The organism is Mycobacterium sp. SMC-13 (assembly GCF_045311035.1).
Classification (GTDB): Bacteria; Actinomycetota; Actinomycetes; order Mycobacteriales; family Mycobacteriaceae; genus Mycobacterium.
Window position 1 is genome coordinate 61,263 of record NZ_JBJIAI010000024.1, and the last position, 19,017, is coordinate 80,279.

The 19,017-nt window shown below is 63.2% G+C and carries 10 protein-coding genes; 6 read left to right on the top strand and 4 right to left on the bottom strand.

Annotated features, from left to right (window positions below):
- Positions 1 to 12: 12 nt before the first annotated feature.
- Complete coding sequence (locus ACJH6I_RS26085) at positions 13 to 912, bottom strand: hypothetical protein (protein ID WP_406784757.1); 900 nt, start codon at positions 910 to 912, stop codon at positions 13 to 15.
- An 8-nt stretch (positions 913 to 920) separates the two neighbouring features.
- Positions 921 to 1,256 carry a hypothetical protein gene (locus ACJH6I_RS26090; RefSeq protein ID WP_406784758.1) on the bottom strand — a complete coding sequence of 112 codons (336 nt, stop codon included), beginning with the start codon at positions 1,254 to 1,256 and terminating at the stop codon, positions 921 to 923.
- A gap of 678 nt (positions 1,257 to 1,934) precedes the next feature.
- Between ACJH6I_RS26090 and ACJH6I_RS26095 the strand changes: the two genes are divergently transcribed.
- From ACJH6I_RS26095 to ACJH6I_RS26120, 6 genes are all read left to right on the top strand, one after another.
- On the top strand, positions 1,935 to 5,036 hold the full coding sequence (locus ACJH6I_RS26095) for a DUF3427 domain-containing protein (RefSeq protein ID WP_406784759.1): 3,102 nt from the start codon (positions 1,935 to 1,937) through the stop codon (positions 5,034 to 5,036).
- Between the two features lie 149 nt (positions 5,037 to 5,185).
- Positions 5,186 to 8,578 carry a hypothetical protein gene (locus ACJH6I_RS26100; protein ID WP_406784760.1) on the top strand — a complete coding sequence of 1,131 codons (3,393 nt, stop codon included), beginning with the start codon at positions 5,186 to 5,188 and terminating at the stop codon, positions 8,576 to 8,578.
- A complete protein-coding gene (locus ACJH6I_RS26105; RefSeq protein WP_406784761.1) occupies positions 8,575 to 13,206 on the top strand; it encodes a DEAD/DEAH box helicase in 4,632 nt (1,543 codons plus the stop codon). Before ACJH6I_RS26100 ends, ACJH6I_RS26105 begins: the two co-directional genes overlap by 4 nt.
- Positions 13,207 to 13,294: 88 nt before the next feature.
- Entirely contained in the window at positions 13,295 to 13,669 is a 375-nt protein-coding gene (locus ACJH6I_RS26110) for a transposase (RefSeq protein WP_406784762.1), read from the top strand.
- Positions 13,670 to 14,248: 579 nt separating this feature from the next.
- Positions 14,249 to 15,703 (top strand): group II intron reverse transcriptase/maturase, encoded by a 1,455-nt coding sequence (gene ltrA, locus ACJH6I_RS26115; protein ID WP_226522163.1) that lies wholly within the window; start codon positions 14,249 to 14,251, stop codon positions 15,701 to 15,703.
- Positions 15,704 to 15,729: 26 nt separating this feature from the next.
- Positions 15,730 to 16,776, top strand: a complete 1,047-nt coding sequence (locus ACJH6I_RS26120; RefSeq protein WP_406784763.1) for an IS3 family transposase — start codon at positions 15,730 to 15,732, stop codon at positions 16,774 to 16,776.
- A 199-nt stretch (positions 16,777 to 16,975) separates the two neighbouring features.
- Here ACJH6I_RS26120 and ACJH6I_RS26125 read toward each other — a convergent pair whose 3' ends face one another.
- Entirely contained in the window at positions 16,976 to 18,292 is a 1,317-nt protein-coding gene (locus ACJH6I_RS26125; protein ID WP_406784764.1) for an McrC family protein, read from the bottom strand.
- Between the two features lie 2 nt (positions 18,293 to 18,294).
- Positions 18,295 to 18,876 carry an AAA family ATPase gene (locus ACJH6I_RS26130; RefSeq protein WP_406784765.1) on the bottom strand — a complete coding sequence of 194 codons (582 nt, stop codon included), beginning with the start codon at positions 18,874 to 18,876 and terminating at the stop codon, positions 18,295 to 18,297.
- Positions 18,877 to 19,017 lie beyond the last annotated feature (141 nt).

Sequence of the window (19,017 nt, forward strand, 5' to 3'; positions counted from 1 at the left end):
GGGCGTGTTGCGTTAGGCCGCCATCCGCGCTGCGGTGGCCGCCGCGATCTGGTTGAGGTGGCTGGTGGCCACCTGCACCGAGCTCTGGTGGGGGAGCGCGTCGACGTACTCGTAGGTGATGTGGGGCAGTGTCGGCGGGTTGGTGGCGTAGAAAGCGACGGCCCGGTCGATGGCTTCGACGAGGGCGGGGCCGCCCACGATCGGATCGGTGACGAACGCCAGCACCTGCTGGGCCAGGCTGCCCTGCCCGGTCAGACCGGCGATCAGCGCGAGGGCCGCGTTGATGCTGATGCCGAGCTGGACGGCGGCCTTGTAGACGGCGCTGATGTCGGCGCCGGCCTGGTTGGTGGGCGTGGTGGTGTAGAGGTCGCCGGGGTTGGCGAAGTCCCACCAGGTGTCAATGCCGTTGCTGTCCTTGGGGATCTGCGCGGCGGTCAGGTTGGTCGTGGCGATGCCGCGGCCGCCCGGGTCGGTGCCGCCGGGGAAGGTGTGGCCGCGCATCCGCCACGGGTTGCCGAAGGTATAGCCGCCGATCAGGTTGGGCTTGGCCCACTGCAGGCTGCCGGTCATGATCTCGGCCAGGACCCGCGAGGCGGCCTCGGCGCCCTGGCTGTAGCCGCCGAGCGCGAAGGTCTGCTTCGGGTAGTTGTTGATCCAGCCGATCGCGTTGGTGACCGCGATCCGCACCGATTCGGCGTAGCTGGGGGACAGGGGAGTGCCCGGCGGGATGGGCCCGAAGGTCCAGGGTGCCTGGATGGGGACTTCGAAGACGAGGTCGGGGTCGGCGGCGTGGACGATATCGGAGGGGTAGCCGGTGCCTGGGGCGGCCCAGGTGCCGGCAAACGTCAGGACGGCGTGGCGGACGTGGTAGACCCCGGAGATGTTGGCGGCGATATCACTGAAAGTGGTCATCGCTCAGCTCATTTCGCGGTGGTGGGGAGCCCGTTTGCTTTGCGCCACTGGATGGCGAACTCCATGAGCTCGATGAGGACGTCACCGCTGTCACGGGTGATGCCGTCGCTGAAGGTGTGCACCCAGGCGATCTGCTCGGCGGTGGTCACCTGCTGTTCGAAGGCGTCGAAGGTGCCCTGGTAGTTCTGGCCGTTGTGGACGGAGTTCCACGGCCCGCGGTTGGGGTCGTCGACGATGTCGCCGATGTTGCGGGGGTGGCGGGCCAGGACCGCACGCCAGGGTTCGGGCATGCCGTTGGCGGTGACGCCGGAGATGTCGGTCTGGAGCGATACTGCATCAGCCATGGTGGAGCCTCCTGGGTTGTGGCGCTGGTTCTCCCTGGACGTGCGGCGGTGGGCTGGAATGCCTTGGTGGCGAGGGGGTTTTGTGATACGAGAGACTGGCGGTGCCGGGTGGTCCCCGCACCGGTGTGTGCCGCCTCGTCCCTCGCCATGGCCCGCCTTATTTGACTAGGTCGTCCAATTCCCACAGTAGGCCCGGATGGGTACGCCGTCGAATATCGGTGGCCGCCGTAACCGCCGCCGCGACAATGGCGTTCGCGCCACCAGCGAGCGCAACGCCGGGGATGCGAGTCTGTGCCGTGGGGATTTTTAGGTAGCCAGCCGCGCACCCTGTGTGATGGGCCGATGCTGCCGACGGAAGCTGGATGCGGGGCAGGGTGGTCTGGGTTCCGGCGCATGAGGTGCCGTTCCGCTGAACCTACAGCACATATAGGAGCGCCTACTCCGGCGGCTGCTTCGTCGATGACTCGGTGGTCAGTGCGGAGAAGTACCCGGTACGGCCCGAGACGGTACTGCCGTATGAACCGGGCTACCTGGGGCGGCGGCTGCTCCGGTGCATAACCTGAGGATGGGGCTGTACTGCGCGTGCGTGGTTGCCGCCGAACTGAATTGTCCGACATCGGTGGGTGCGTGGGTGATCAATCCATGTCTACAGAGCGACCGCCGCGCTACCCTGCCCGCGTGGATGCCGGACTGTATGAATCTCTGCTCACCGAGCGGCTCAACGCCGCCCTGGCCCAGCGGCCCGACCTACATCCGGAACTCGGCACGGTCGATGAGGCCGAGCAGGCGTTGACGATCGCGCGGCATCTCACCCCGCTGATCGAGCGCCAGCTACGCGGCGCTGGTAACGCCGAAGCCCGTGCACAGCTGCTACGCAATATCCTCGGCGTACTCGGTGATCCCGACGTGCTGCAGGACGCCCTGCACCAGGATGACATGGCCAAGATCCGGCGACTCGACGCGGCGACCCCGAGAACCCTGGGCGCACTGAAGCTTCCACGGCCGGCGACACCGCTGTCGGATGCGGCGCTGATGACCAATGCCCGCAATGAGCCGACGCTTGCCGCGGAGCTGCGTACAGAATTGGCCAGCGCTGACCACGTCGATCTGCTGTGTGCGTTTGTGAAATGGCAGGGACTGCGGCTGCTGGAACGTGAGCTCACTGAGTTGCGTGAACGCGGTGTGCCGCTGCGGGTCATCACCACCACTTACCTGGGTGCCACTGATGCGCGAGCACTGGATGCATTGGTCGACGAGTTCGGAGCCGAGGTGCGGGTCAACTACGAAACCGACCGCACCCGGCTGCACGCCAAGGCGTGGCTGCTGCGCCGTAATACCGGTTTTCACACTGGGTATGTCGGGTCCTCGAACCTGTCGCACGCCGCGCTGGTCGATGGACTGGAGTGGAATGTGCGCCTCTCGGCCATCGCCACCCCGCACCTACTCGACAAGTTCCGCACCACCTTCGACTCTTATTGGGAGAACCGGGAATTCGAGCCGTACCGACCCGACGACGACGGCGACAAGCTGCGCGGGGCGCTGGAGGTTGCCTCCGGCAAGAAGACGCGGGATCCGCACGCGATCACCCTGTCCGGGTTGGAGGTGGCGGCCAAGCCGTATCAGGCCGAACTGCTCGAACAGCTTGACGCCGAACGCGTGCTGCACGATCGGCACCGCAACCTGATCGTCGCGGCCACCGGCACCGGCAAGACGGTGATCGCCGCGCTGGACTACCGCCTGCTCGTTCAGGAGGTGCATGGCCGCGACCTCACGCTGCTGTTCGTGGCGCACCGCAAGGAGATCTTGACCCAGGCCCGCCGGATGTATCAGGAGGTGCTCACCGACCCGGTGTTCGGCGAGCTGCTGGTCGACGGGGACCAGCCCACCCGCTGGCGTCACGTATTCGCCAGCATCCAATCCCTCACGGCGGACCGGCTTTCCGGCATCGAACCCGGGCATTTCGACATCGTGGTGATCGACGAGTTCCACCACGCCCAAGCCGCGTCCTACCGCCGGCTGCTGGAGCACATCGCGCCGATGGAGCTGTTGGGCCTCACCGCGACGCCCGAGCGTGGCGACGGGGTCGACGTGCGGGAATTCTTCGGGGGCCGGGTCGCCGCCGAGCTGCGGCTGTGGGATGCGCTGGAGCAGAACCTGCTGTGCCCGTTTCACTACTTCGGCATCCACGACGGCACCGACCTGGAAGCCCTGCAGTGGAAGCGCGGCGGATACGACCTTGCCGAGTTGAGCGGGGTCTATACCGGGAACGACGCCCGTACTCGGATTGTGCTGAAAGAGTTGCGGGACAAGGTTTCCGACGTGGGGGAGATGCGGGCGCTCGGATTCTGTGTCGACGTGGCACACGCTCGCTACATGGCCAAGCAGTTTGTTGCCGCCGGCATTGCGGCCCGAGCAGTGTCCGCGGAGACGTCGACCCATGACCGGCGGGCTGCGCTGGCCGCGTTGCGTAATCGGGAGATCAACGTCCTGTTCGCGGTCGACCTGTTCAACGAGGGCCTCGATATTCCGCAGGTCGATACCGTGCTGTTCCTGCGGCCTACCGAGAGCGCGACGGTGTTTCTGCAGCAGCTGGGGCGCGGGCTGCGGCTCACCAAGGACAAGACGGTGTTGACCGCGCTGGACTTCGTGGGGCATCAGCGCCGCGAGTTCCGGTTCGATCAACGCTTCCGTGCGTTGACCGGGCTGGGGCGTAGGCAGCTGGAAAGGCAAGTGCAGGACGGCTTTCCATTCCTGCCGTCGGGTAGCCAGATCGTGCTCGACGAGGTGGCGCGGGATCTGGTGTTGGAGAATGTGCGCCAGCAGGCCGCACCGAAGAAGTCGGCGTTGGTATCGGAGGTGCGGGCGCATCCGAATGACCGTCTGGCGTCGTATCTGACCGAATCCGGGCGGGGGTTGGAGGATATTTTGCGCACCGACCGATCGTGGACGACGCTGTGCCGCGCCGCCGGGAAGCTGGGGGCGCAGCCTGGTCAGCGGGAGGCCGAGCTGGTCAAGCGAGTGAAGGCGCTGGCACACGTGGATGATCGGCAGCGCTCGGACGCGTATCGCGCGTTGCTGGCCGGCGGTGACGCGGGTAGCAGTGTGGTGGAGCAGCGGCTGGCGGCCATGCTGTTCTATTCGTTGTTCCCGAACGGTGGTGGATTCGATGGTGCCGCAGCCGGACTCGATGCCGTGCGGCGGGAGAGCGTCGCCGACGAGATGCGCCAGGTCATCGACATCGCCTTCGATGCCGCGCATCGCAGCACGGCGGCGGTGGGCGACGTGGTCCCGGAGTTGGCCGAGGTGCCGTTGGCGTTGCATGCCACGTATTCGCGGGAGGAGATCCTTGCGGCGCTCGGCTGGGTGTCGGATAAGCGGACGCCGGCCACCATGCGGGAAGGGGTGGCCTGGTGTGAGGCGGTCAACGCCGACGTGTTCCTGATCACGCTGAAGAAGTCCGACACCGACTACTCGCCGACCACCATGTACCGCGACTTCGCTTTGAGCCCAGAGCTTTTCCATTGGGAGTCGCAGTCGACCACGTCCGCCGAGTCACCGACCGGGCAGCGCTATATCCATCACCGCGACCGAGGGTCACATGTGCTGCTATTCGTGCGGGAGGCCAAGAAGTCCACGCTGGGTGATGGCGCACCGTACATCTTCCTGGGCCCGGCCGACTACATCTCACATGAGGGAGAGCGGCCGATGGCGATCACCTGGCGCTTGAGTCAAGCTATGCCGACGGAGGTGTACTTGGGCGCGCGGGCTGCGGTGGCGTGACGGTTAGCGCACCGGATGCATCCGTCTTAGGGCCCTGACCTGCGTTGACTTTACTCGACGTCAATATTTGCCGCGGTGTGACCCAGGCGCCTCCATTTAGTGTCAGTGATGTGGCTTACAGTGCCTCCGAAGTGGCAAATGGAGGCATCGTGTCGGACACCCGGACGCTCTCGGATTGGATGAGCGACGCAGAGTATGAATGGCGGACGCGCCTGCAGCCGGCAAAGCTTGTCATCGAAACCGACTTCTCTCCTGATGAGGTGCGCGAGGCTCAGCGCAAGTTCGGCGCTGCGTCCCTCCTCCTGCTCAAGCAAGACGTTTCGTACCAGTCGATCATCAAACGCTATCCAGCGCTCACACTCATGATCCTCGTCGGGCATGCATCGCTCGCCTACGATCACGGCGCGTACTGGGAAAGTTTCTGGGACGAGCTTGGCATTGCGCGGGACGCAGAGTTTGAACGGGTGATCCGGCGAAGCGTCGTCGATCTTCTCGACAAGTTCTCCCTGGCACGATTCCCGGATATCGAGCGCGACAGCTCGCGTAGGTACGTGATGATGTTGGCGCTGCATGCGGGTATGCCCGTGAACTCGATGTCGCACCTGCTGACGATCATCAACGATCACATCGCCCAGGGTCGCCCCGCGACGGGGGCCGCGCTGATGGAATGGCTCCAAGAACCTGGAAAGGAATACCGCGCGGCAGCACTGGATGTGCCCGTCCGGAACTTTCTCGAGAATGGTGCAGAGTTCGCGGCCGACATCCTCGACCGCATTATCGAGTTCATCGGGGCCACTATCAGGGATCCCGACGTACTGGCGCGCGATGAGCTCGATGCTTCGAATACGGGTCTGCCCCGTGTGTTGCTCGACGAGTTGGTGAACCAGCTCAAGGATGCTCCGCTGCGCTTCGAGCGGAAGCGACGCGCTGTGGACGTCGCTTTCCATCCCCGGATCACTTACGTGGTCGACGATGACGAGATAGTGCTGGAGATGTCGACTCCTGCCAGCGGATCGGATTTGCCCTGGCGGGTGTCGTTCGACGGCGACGTGCGCGATGTTCATGCCGCTCGACGCTGGGGTGGTGACAGCCAAACGGCCGTTGCGCGAGCGGCAATACCTGGGCCGATCCGGGAAGCCATCGTTTCCCATCCGGAAGCGGGGGCCGCTTCGGCAATTCCGCTCGTTGTGCAAACGGATCCGCTACTCACATTCGATCAGCAGGGGCGTTGGATTCCACGGCGGGACGGTCTCAAAGACTGCGTGTGGGCGGTGTTTCCCGACGACCACCAATTGGTTGATGCACGCACCGAGAACCCGGTGCAATACGACGACAGTGGGTCCCCGGCGGGCTGGTACGGCTGGCGAAGCGCCTTCGTCCAGCTTGACGACGTCGACGCACTTCGGTTGGTGCGGGACGGTGTGGCAGTCGGTACCGACCGATCGGTCAGAAAGGACGCGCGCCCGCGGTTCCAGCTCGGAGACTCGGTGCCCGGCCTCGCTGCGTCGGATGGAAGGACGCTCTACAACGAGCGGCCGTGGGTGATGCTGCCAGCGTCGCGCACGGATCCGCCTCCTCGATGGACCGTTCGGGTACGGCGCTTCGGCGATTCCCACTGGATTGTCGATGAGGAGTGGCTGAGCGAAGTCGAAGAAACGTGCATTGATCCGTTCGACGATGACGAGACGTTCCAGCTCGGGTTGTTCGAGATTCTGGTGACTGGCCCGATGGGTGCGGATGCACGCTGCGTCCTGTTCTTGGCCGAAGGCGTCAACACGACGGTCGACCCCATGATTCGGGTACCCGTCACCCAGGGTTTGTCGACGTGCACCTGTGTCGTGGACAGCGACGGTCTATCGGTAGAACCGCTGGGCCCGTACATTTTTGGACACCGTGACCTTGAGACCAAGATTGAGCTCAGCAACGACGAGGCCACAGAAGTTGTACTGATTCGTCCCCCGCATGTCGAGATTCGAAGCGGTGAGGCTGGTGTCCCGGCGACGTGGCGTATGACACCCGACGCGTGTGACCCCGACGATTTCGCTCAGGACAGGTTCGTCGCCGTCCGAGCACCTGGCGTGGACAACATGGAATTCGGATACGTCTCCGATCTTGGCGACCTGCTGCAGATTGACCGGCGGCCGCGACGGCGCCAGCGCGATGTGTTCGAGGTAAGTACCCAGCAGTTCGCGGACACGGTGCGCAACCATCCCTCGGGTCGAGTGGTAGCGACACTGCACACCGACGCGGGACCTGTCGAGGTGCCGGTGCTGTCCTCTCAGCCTCGCCTGCTGGCTTCCGGTGTAAGCCTGGTTAACGACGCACTTGAGTTCACAGATATAGCGGCAGTACAAGACCTGGCGGTCTATGTCTGGAACAGCACGGCGCCGTGGCGGGCCGCAGAGATCGTCCCTGTCGTAGACGGAAGGGCCTCGTTGCCTGACCATCTCATCGGCAGAGGGGATCTGCGCTGTCAGCTGTTCGTCGACGACCCCTGGGTGTTCAGTGATCCACCTCCGGTTCCGCCGGCAGCAGCCTTCCCAGTTGAGCAGCCGGGTTGGTGTGAGGATGGAACGCCGTACGAGGCGAAGCTCTCGTGCTATATCGCCACCCTATGCGAGCCACCGATCGATGTCGGTGCGCGCCCCGAGGTATGGACAGCACTCGCTCAGCTCCACGCGGACGGGAAGCGGAAGCACTTCGCTGGGCTGACCGACCTGCTAGTCGATGATCCGAGACGAGCTCTGGAATGCCTGGGTGACAGCACTATTCCGGCGGGCGACAAGATGGCCATGCTTATCCGCAGCAAGATCGTGAACCGTGGTTTCACGGCGAAAGAGACTTTGAATGAGCTCCACTTCCACCCGTGGTTCGGCTGCATGGTGGAACTTGCCGATCTGCCTTCGCTTTACAACCGTCGTCGTGAGGTGCCGGCGGAGCGAGCCGAAACCCTTGCGTACTTGAGGGACCGGGGTGGCGAGCCGTTGACCGAGCTGTTACGGGCAGGCAAGGCAGCAAGTTTCGATCGAGCCTGCCTGGACTCGAGCGCATTGGAACTGAGTTTTGTGCCGGGAAATCGCGTGGATGCCAAGATGCGCGAACTTCAGCAGGTTCCTCGCGCACAGCTGCACCCGGAGAATCTGCGTGTAGGCGTGTATGAGGCGCTGACCCATCGGAGCGAGTGGATGGCTTCAGGTTGGTCGTCAAACTTCGCTCAGCAAGTGGCTTTTGCGGTGAAGCCGATCAAACGTGCATCGCTCTTGGCCGAGGAGACGATCACGACGCGTATCGACCGGCTAATGGGGATCGACCTTGCCGAATACCCGTGGATGCTGATGTCGGTCGAATCGTTGACGCTGGCGTTCTTGGCCAGACTGCAGGCCTGCGGCCGGATCGAAGGCCGCTATTTGAACACGGGGCTACTGGGGGATTGGGCCCAGCTGGCGCAGCTGTGCCCAACGATGGTGGCCAATGACTTGCTTATTGCAGAAGCCGCGGTGCTCTATGGCCGTCGCGGTGACCTCACTGGAGATGACGAATGATCGATCGACTCGACCCGCTTGAAACCGCCAAGCAGATTGAAGGCAGCTATAAGCGCTACCTCAAGACGCTCCTGGCGCCACGCGATGAGCAATTGGCCGCGGCGTTCGATGCCGAAATCGATGCCAGCACCCTGCTGACAAAGGGACCCATCCTCGAGATGACGCCGCCTTACGAAACTGGTGCGACCTGTCGACAGCTCATTGAGCAGGGCGTGCTGCATCCAAATTTTGCTCGCCTTGAGCCATCATTCCCGCTCGATCGAAGTCTCTACATCCACCAAGAGACGGCCATACGAAAGTTCGTCGCCGGACGAAACCTGGTCGTAAGCACCGGAACCGGATCCGGAAAGACCGAGAGCTTCCTCATCCCGATCATCAATTCGTTGATAGATGAGTCGGCACGCGGAACGTTGGGACCCGGCGTACGGGCACTCCTGCTGTACCCCATGAACGCGCTGGCCAATGATCAGCTCAAGCGGCTGCGGGCGGTGCTGGGTGCAGTCCCGGAGATCACGTTTGGTCGATACACCGGCGAGACGCTGCCCGAGGCCCGCGCCGCGGAAGCGGAGTTCTTGCAGGGTAATCCGGGAGCGAGGCGCCTCCCGAACGAGTTGCTCAGCCGTGAGGAAATGCAGGCGACACCGCCGAATCTCTTGCTGACGAACTACGCGATGCTCGAGTACCTGTTGCTGCGCCCGGCCGATATGGTCTTGTTCGACGGTCCGCACGCAGGTACGTGGCGCTTCATCGTGATGGACGAGGCGCATGTCTACGACGGTGCGCAAGGCTCCGAAGTGGCCCTCCTGATGCGGCGGCTCAAACAACGCGTCGCACCTGGTGCCAACCTCCAATGCATCGCAACATCCGCCTCGCTGAATGGGTCCGTTCGCAACGATCCGCGCGGTGAGGCGATGGAATTCGCCACCAACCTCTTCGACGCGAAGTTCGAGTACGCGGACGGAGACAGTGCCAGACAGGATCTGGTCGAGCCCGTCCGGAAAAAGCACACACCGACCCCAAATTGGCGCCTCACCGACGAGCAGCTACTGGAATTGCGACGTGGCACTATCACTTTCGACACTGTCATCCCGTCCGGGACAGCTCCCGCAGAGGCATTAGCCAGCGAACAGTCGATGGTGGAACTCAAGAGCGCTCTCAGTAATGGACCGATCGATGCTCGCGCACTCCGCGAACGGTTGTGGCCCGATGACGATCATTCGACTGAAAAACTCGATGCGCTGGTTGATCTGGGGAGCAGCGTTCAGGATGAGAGTGGCCATCCGGTGCTCTCGGCCCGCTACCACCTGTTCGTCCGCGCTACCGAAGGGGCCTTCGTAAGTTTCAACGATGACGGTCCACGCATCTTCCTCGGGCGCCATGAGGTTGACCCTGGTACGGGGCGCGCTGCCTTCGAGTTCGGAACCTGTACGCGCTGTGGCGCTGTCCACCTGGCAGGAGAGGTGGAACGGCACGACGGACACGAGCATTTCGTGCCGTCCAAGACCGGCGATCGGTCAGTGAACTGGCTCGTGCTCGCAGACGAACAAGGCGAAGTACTCATTGACGACGACGAACAGACTCTGGCGGAGACGGAGGCAAGAGCGGCCGCATCGGATCCGACGACGCGGCGGCTGTGTACCGGATGCGGTCTTCTCGCGGATGCGGCAGCCGCAGCCTGTCCATCGGCGACCTGCAGCGGGGGACAGCTCCTCCTGGTGCGTGAGCATCCCCGCGCGACGCGCGTCATGAGTCGCTGCACCGAGTGCGGTACGCAGACCCGCCAGGGAGCCCGACGGCTGCGTACCGATGTCAATGCGGCCCCGGCGGTCGTCACCACTGCGCTGTATCAGCAGCTGCCCGAAGCCGCCGGCGAAGCGGCCGACCAGGTCGGCGGCGGCCGCAAACTGTTGATGTTTTCAGACTCCCGCCAGGCGGCGGCCTTCGCGGCTCCCTACCTTGACCGCACATACACCCGCATGCTCGAACGCCGCTACATCACCCAGGCATTGCGGGATCCCGATGCCGACGGTGACATCACGGTCCGCGACCTCGCAGTTCTGACCCGCGAGAAGGCCGATGCAGCAGTGCATTTCCCACGCAGCATGGGGAAAATCGAGATCACCCAAGAGGTTCACCAGTGGATATCAGGCGAGCTGATGACCTTGGAGACCCGCCAGTCGCTCGAAGGCCTTGGCCTGATGCGAGTGGCGCTGAGGCCGGCTGCGCCCATCCCGATGCGCGGATTCACCTCGCTCGGGTTGACCGAAGACGAAGCCTGGGGGTTGCTCAACGAGCTGGTCAAGACGGTTCGCTTGCAAGGTGCCATCACCGTGCTTGATCGCGTCGATGTGAAGGATGAGCGCTTCGCGCCGCGCAACACACGCGTGCGGATGCGTTCTACTGGATCCGATCGCGCAAAGCAGATCATCAGCTGGAGTCCCAGCGGCACCGGCACGACAAATAGCCGGGTGACGTTCCTTCGGAAGGTTCTCGCAGACCTCAACAACGACACGCCCCCCGAACGGCTTCTGGAGGGCTGCTGGAAGCTGCTTGAGTCGAGCGGGCTTCTGGTATGCGAAGCTGACCGAGCACTCGGTGGGCAGGTCTATCAGCTCGACCACACCATGCTTGCTGTCGCCAATGGCGCTGAGTGCCAGTGGTATCAGTGCGACACTTGCCGGTTGCTCACTGCGTTCTCCGTCCGCGACATCTGCCCCAACAGCAGATGTACTGGCAGGCTAAAACATTTCGAGCTTCCTGAGCCTGCCGAGGACACAAATCATTACCGTGCGGTGTACCAGACTATGAACACTGCGCCGCTGAGCGCCCGCGAGCACACCGCCCAGTGGACTGCGAAAGAAGCGGCTGATGTCCAACGCGAGTTTGTCAGCGGTGCAGTCAACGTACTGTCCTGCTCGACGACGTTCGAACTCGGCGTCGATGTCGGCGATCTGGAATCGGTGATGCTACGCAACATGCCGCCCAAGACTGCCAACTATGTGCAGCGGGCTGGGCGTGCCGGCCGCCGCGCGGCATCGGCCGCGTTGGTGGTCACCTACGCGAATCGTTCGGCGCATGACCTTGCGCAGTACCAGGATCCGACATCGATGATCGCCGGCCGGATGCGTATTCCGTGGGTGCCCGTGGACAACGCCCGGATCGCCCGTCGGCACGCACACTCGGTCGCTCTGGCCGCCTACTTCCGACACCGCTTCGACAGGTATGACGAAAAGTGGACGACAGCCGGACAGTTCTTCACCCCAGACTCAGAGAGCGGGATGTCACCTGCGGATCGAGTGCGTGACTTCCTGACGCCGGTTCCCGCGGATGTTAAGGCTGCGTTGTGTGAGGCGCTCCCGCAGACCGTGCAGTCCGACATTGGCGTCCATGACGGCAGCTGGGTCGGTCCGTTCGTCGATTTGCTCGATTCGGTGCAGAAGGAGCTGGTCCAGGATGTTGCCGATATCGAAGAGCGCATCGACGAGTCGGTAAAAGCGCGAAAGTTTGGACTGAGCAAGCAACTAGAAGACACCAAACGAACCATCATCAACCGGCAGCTTCTTGGCTATCTCGGCAACCGAAACATCCTGCCTAAGTATGGTTTCCCGGTCGACACCGTCGGGCTGAGCACCATCAACGCGGCCGATGCGGTGGGTCGGAAGCTTGAGCTCGACCGAGATCTTTCCCTAGCGATCTATGACTATGCGCCCGGAAACCAAGTGGTCGCTGGCGGAAAGCTATGGACATCAGCTGGATTGAAAAAGCGCCCTGGCAAAGAACTCCTCCGCCACAAGTATCGAATCTGCAATCCGTGCAGTCGATTTGAGCGGGGTACGGAGCTTGACGCTAGGGTTCCGTGTCCGAGCTGCTCGGAGCCGTTTAAATCCATTGGGACTCTGATCATTCCTGAATTCGGTTTCGTCGCCGCGAACGCTGCACGGGATATCGGCAGCGCTCCACCGGAACGTCGATGGCATGGCGGGAGCTACATCGAAACCCACGGAGACGAAGTCGGCTTGTACGAGTGGTCCGGGCCAAACGGAATGAAAGTGAACGCGCGGGCTGGGGTGCGAGCCTGGCTGGCCGTCGTTTCCGACGGCACCGGTGAGGGATTCCAGCTTTGCCAATGGTGCGGTTGGGCGAATGCGGCCGAGCGGGGCAGCAGGCGCCGCAAGCATGAGCGACCGGACAACGGCCGCGACTGCGATGGGCCGCTGGAGAAGATCTCGCTCGGTCACCGCTACCAATCAGACGTTGCCGAGTTCACCTTCGACGGCATTCCGTATCTGAAGGATCAGGAGGCGAACTGGCTGTCATCGCTCTACGCGATCCTGGAGGGCGCCTCGTACGGGCTGGAGATCAGCCGTGACGATATCGACGGTGCACTCTCATGGAGCGCTGACCACCGGCGCAGCATTGTCCTGTTCGACACGGTGCCGGGTGGGGCAGGCTCGGCGAAGCGCATCGCCGAGAACATCGGACTCGTCATTCAGTCTGCCATCAAGCGGGTAACGGACTGCGACTGTGGTGAAGAGACATCGTGCTATGGGTGCCTGCGGTCGCATCGGAATGGTCGGCACCATGAGGAACTTTCGCGGCGTGCGGCGCTGCAGATACTCCGAGGCTGAGGCTAAATCTGCGGATAAACACCCTAAAAGCGGATGCGCTGCGCATTGAACCGTCCCGGGTTTGATGCCGCTTCCTTCTGTGAGAAGGATGGCGATTGTGCCCAAGCATTACCCGGTCGAGCAGCGTGAGCGTGCGGTGAAGATGGTGCTCGATCATCTCGGTGAGTATCGGTCGGTGTATGCCGCGTGCCAGGCGATCGGCCCGAAGGTCGGGGTGGGTGTTGAGTCGTTGCGCCGCTGGGTGTTGCAGGCCCAGGTCGACACGGCCGAGCGTCCGGGTGTCAGCTCCGCGGAGGCGCAGCGCATCAAAGACCTTGAGCGGGAAGTGCGCGATCTCAAAGAGGCCAATGAGATTCTAAAGTCGGCCTCGATTTTCTTCGCGCGGGAGCTGTGCGCCACGAGGCGCTGGGTATATCGAGAGGCGGTGAGAGACCGTCTCCTTCGGGTCGTCGCAGCGGCCTGAGGAAGCATCGGGGCAGCCGATCGCCGGGAACGACGGTGATCGGTGGCAAGCGGTCCCGAGAAGGCAAGCCGTGCCGGCACTGCCAGACGGTGCGGGCTTGTCGAGCAAGGTCAGAAGGTGCAGCGTAAGCGAACCAGTGTCAGACGCTCCGTAACCGCGAAGCCGGCTCCAATCTGGTGGATATGGGCCGGTGTGCAGTGCACGAACCCGAGCGGGTGGGGTTTGACTCCGAAGCCGTTTAGTTCCAGCGGTGGGGAGGCCACGGTGAAGGCCTGCGGCGTAACCATGGCGATGCTGCCGGAGTAGAGCTGGGCGCCTCCCTGACCAATCGATGACCTGGTGAACGTGGGAACCACCTTGCGGGACCGTTCATTTCGTTTCCGGCAGCCAGCCGGGGCGGGTGTGACGACTCGGGTTCGGAGTCAAGGAACCGCATTCGGGTGGGGCGGAGGCTTCGTAGTAGTCGCGGGCGGTGACGTGCCCGCCGTGGAGACCGAGAAAGGCGGTCACAGGGCGAAGGGGGCCAGCAAGACATGCAGTGCGGAAATTGGAAGATCAGGAGATGACGTTATGTCGCCGGTGAATACCGACGAGCTGGAGTTGGCGCTGATGCTGGCGCGGCAACGGGTACTGAAGATCCAGACCAAGCTGCACCGTTGGGCACGCGATGATCCTCATCGCCGGTTCGACGATCTGTTCAACCTCGTCACTGATCCCGCGTTCATGTTGGTGGCGTGGGATCGGGTCAGCGGGAACAAGGGTGCCGCCACGGCCGGGGTCGATCGACGCACCGCGTCGTCCATCACGGCTGGGCAGGGTATCGAGGCGTTCCTCGATGAACTGCGGTCGCAGGTAAGGGACCGCAGTTTCCGCCCGTTGCCGGTGCGCGAGCGGATGATCCCCAAAACCGGTGGTGCGTTGCGCCGCTTGGGGATTCCCACCGTGACCGATCGGGTGGTCCAGGCATCGTTGAAGTTGGTGTTGGAGCCGATCTTCGAGGCGGATTTCCTGCCGTGTTCCTACGGTTTCCGTCCGAAGCGCCGCGCTCATGATGCGGTGGCCGAAGTGCGTTACCTCGCAACACGTCCCCGGTGTTACGACTGGGTTGTTGAGGGAGACATCAAGGCCTGTTTCGATGAGATCGACCACACGGCCCTGATGGGCCGGGTGCGTCGACGCGTCGGGGACAACCGTGTCCTGGGATTGGTGAAGGCGTTCCTCAAGGCGGGCATCTTCACCGAGGACGGCCTGCTGGCGGACAGCACCGCCGGAACCCCGCAGGGTGGGATTCTTTCGCCGTTGTTGGCCAATGTGGCGTTGTCGGTGCTCGACGAACACATCGCCGGGTTGCCGGGTGGTCCGGCCACCGGCTCGGTGGAGCGTGCTCGACGACTTCGTCACGGGCAGCCGAACTTTCGGCTGGTCCGCTATGCCGACGACTGGTGTCTGATGGTGCGGGGCACCAGAGCCCAGGCCGAAGCACTACGGGAGGACATCGCCGCCGTGTTGGCGACGATGGGGTTGCGTCTGTCGCCGGATAAGACCCTGATCACCCACATCGACGAGGGGCTGGACTTTCTCGGGTGGCACATCCAGCGTCGCCGCAAACGAGGCACCAGCTGCAGCTACGTCTACGTTCATCCGTCCACGAAGTCCGTGTTGGCGGTCAAACGGAAGATCAAGACGCTGCGCCGAACAGTCGAACCCAGCCAGCCGCTCGATGACCTGCTGCGCCGGATCAACTCGACGCTGCAGGGCTGGGCGGGATATTTCCGGGCCGGGGTGTCCTCGGCGACCTTCTCCTACCTGAGCCACTACACGTGGCAGACGGTGTGGCGTTGGCTGCGCCGAAAACACCGCAAATCGACCTGGAAACAGTTGCGCCGCCGCTACTGCGGCGGCGGCTGGTGGCCAACCACCGAGGACCGGATGCTGATCGATCTGGAGAAGATCGGCACCACCCGCTACCGCTACCGCGGCGCGGTCATCCCCTCGCCCTGGCCGACCCCCGAGGAGGACACCACAGCAGCCTGACCGGGTCTTGTGGAGAGCCCGGTGCATTGAAAGGTGCACGCCGGGTTCGGGAAGCGGCCCGGGAAAACGGAACAGCCCCAACGGTTGTCACCGCGTCCCGGGCCGACTTTCACCGACCCGCGCCGCCGCTGATCTGCGGATTCATCGACCAGATGCGGGCGGCCGGCCACAGGGTCGAGTCGATCTGCACAGCCCTGCGTGAGCTGGGTGTGCAGGTCGCCCCACGGACCTACCGCAACTGGAAAACCGCCGAACCCTCGGTCCGGACCCTGACCGATGCCCAGGTCACCGACGCGCTGCTGGCCACCGTCGACGCACCCGAAGGCATGTACGGTCGGCGCAAGATGACCGCGCATCTGCGTCGTCAGGGCATCGACGTGGCTCGCTGCACGGTGGATCGGCTGATGCGTGACGAGGGCCTCTCGGGGATCGTGCGGGGTCGAAAACATCGCACGACGATCGCCGACAGGAATGCCTTGCGGGCACCGGATCTGGTGGACCGCGATTTCACTGCTGCGGCACCAAATCGTAAGTGGGTCACCGACTTTACTTACGTGCCGACATGGTCGGGGTTCGTGTATGTGGCTTTGGTGATCGACTGTTTCTCGCGGTTGATCGTCGGCTGGCAGGTGTCGGCGGTCAAGGACACCGCGATGGTCACCACGGCGTTGAAGATGGCGCTGTGGCGGCGCGATCACTACGGCCATGCTGTCGATGATGGGTTGATTCATCACAGCGACGCCGGGTCGCAGTACACGTCGATTTCGTTCGCGGAAACTCTTGTGCTGGAGGGGATCGCGGCATCGATCGGCAGCATTGGAGATGCTTACGACAACGCGTTGGCCGAAACCACGATGGGGTTGTTCAAGACCGAAGCACTCGGGCCCGACAGCCCGTTCCGCGCCGGACCGCTGCGCACCCTCGACGACGTCGAGTACCCGGTCATGGAATGGGTCGACTGGTACAACAACCGGCGCCTGCACAGCCTGCTGGACTACGTCCCACCCGTCGAATACGAGAGTGCCTACTACGCTCAACTACCGACGTCCCAGCCGGCGATGTCTCAAACATGAAGCCGGCATCAAACCTGGGACGGTCCACATCGACTATCGGAGCCGACGATCTGATGGCGATGCCGCGGTTGCTGAAGCGGCACTGCAGCTACAAAGTCTCGAAGATGTACTTCTGGACGCGCAGCGGAATCTCGCCAGATACCAGAACGTATCGATCACGGCGTATCTGAAGGCGTAGTGTCCCGGCCATGTGCCGGGATCAAGCAATCGCGGCGGCCAAGCCTGTGATCGTCTCGATCATCGCGCGCACCGAAGCATGTACGGACTCTGTCGACGACTCAGCGAGCGCGTCTAAGGTAGCCGGCAAGTTCAACCCAGCTCCCCGGATGCGTGCCCCGACAGCACCCGCATGCGGCGCGATGTGCAGGACCGGTCCGGACGTCGAGGCAGTCGTCGGGTAGATCAACCCCGCCACCCGCGGTGACTCGTCGTCGCCGAGCGCATATGCGTATAGGAACAATTGGTAGATATCACCCGGACCGAACTTCCTGGAGTCGTACAGCTTGTACTTGATGTCGACCGGTACGGTCAGCCCGGTTTCGGTGTCGGTGATGACCAGGTCAGGGCGGATCGTGCTGTAGTTCTGTCCGGTGTTCTCGTCGAGAATGACCGCGCGATAAGACGTTTGGGCGGAAGCTCGCAGTCTGCTGCCTGCGAGCGCGTCGTCGACTAGGCGGGTGACGAACCGTTCGAAGACTACGTTCATGTTGAGCATGAAGGCCGTGACTCGTCCGGATGACGTATCGAACAGGTCGCGTAACGCGAGGCCGTTCAAGACGAGAACCGCCAACTCGTGTGCCGGCCGATAGCGGTCGTTGAGCCGCCCGTAGACAATCCTGCGCGCATACCAGTCGGGGTCGCGGGTGCGCGGAACACAGATGCCGGCGAGCAGGCTTGCGAGTGACTGAGCGTTCAACCGCACGTCGGGGTCGCGTACCCGCGGGCTGGCCGCGGCAAAGGCGGCGGCCAGCAGTTGGTTCTCCACGACATCGCCGTCGTACTCGTCGAAGTGGCATTCCAGCCGATGCAGCGTTCCGTACCGGCGGAGAAACTGATCGCGGATTCGCAGCCGCCCGCGCATCACATCGAGTGTGTCGTCGACGGGTCGGTAGTCACGAATCAGTCCGTCCCGCAGGAGTTGCCTGGTTTCTTCGATCAGCAGCATGACGACGAGTTCGAAGAGGTCGGTGCCGTCGGCCGGCAGTTGGCGGTCTATGGGCAGATGCGCGAGCAGCCGCACACCCGCGGTGTATTCGAGCATGCGCAGCACCCGCAGCGTTCCCCCGGCTAATTTGGGGACTACCCGGATCTCGACGGAGGAGAAACGTGCGACGCCGATCCATGAGGATGCTCGCACTTCCAGGTCCCCGCTGGCCAGCCACCGAATCTCAAGTCGGGGGTCAAGATCGCCGCCCGCCGATAGTCGCGCAGCCAGTTCCAGGTCGGCGGTGGTGGGGCCACGGGTGGCCCGAACGCGCCGCGACTCGTACTCGACGAGTTCGATTGTCTGAAACATGGTTAGGCCGAGGCGCTGCCGAACTTGCTTGCCAATTCAGCGCATAGTGCCTGGGGATCACTCGCTATGTCGGCGACTCGTTGCGCCTCGACATCAATCACCCCACCCAGCAGCTCTCCCAGGGCGCGATAGTCGTCATAAAGGTACTCCTGCAGCAGAGGCAGCAGTTCGTACAGGAATACCGATGCGAAATCCTCAGGCGTATTGATGATCTCGCCGTTCTGATAGAACAGCGCGTGGCCGATCTGCTTGTCGCGCCCGAATCGCTTGCGAATCTCCTCGTTGAGGCCGTCCAGGAAGGTGTCGAGCGCGAGAGCATCGACGTTATTGCCTTCGAGCAAGTCGCTGTCGGGCAGCAGCTCGATGAACTGAAATCGCCGCCGCAGGGCGGAATCCAGCAGGTGGATGCTGCGGTCGGCGGTGTTCATGGTGCCGACGATGTAGACGTTCGCAGGGACGGAAAAGTTGGCGCGGCTTTGCGGCAACTGGACCGTTACGCCGCGCTTGTCCTTCTCGATCAGTGTGATTAATTCGCCGAAAATCTTCGGGATGTTGCCCCGGTTGAACTCATCGATGAGCACCACGTAGTTATTGTTCGGATCTTCGCGTGAGCAATGATCAATACCTGTGGATGAGGCCCGAGGAGGCGGCCTGAAAGTGGGCGCACCTTCCCGAGGATGATCATCACGGAATCAGGTATTCGATCAAGACCGGCGTTGGCGCGC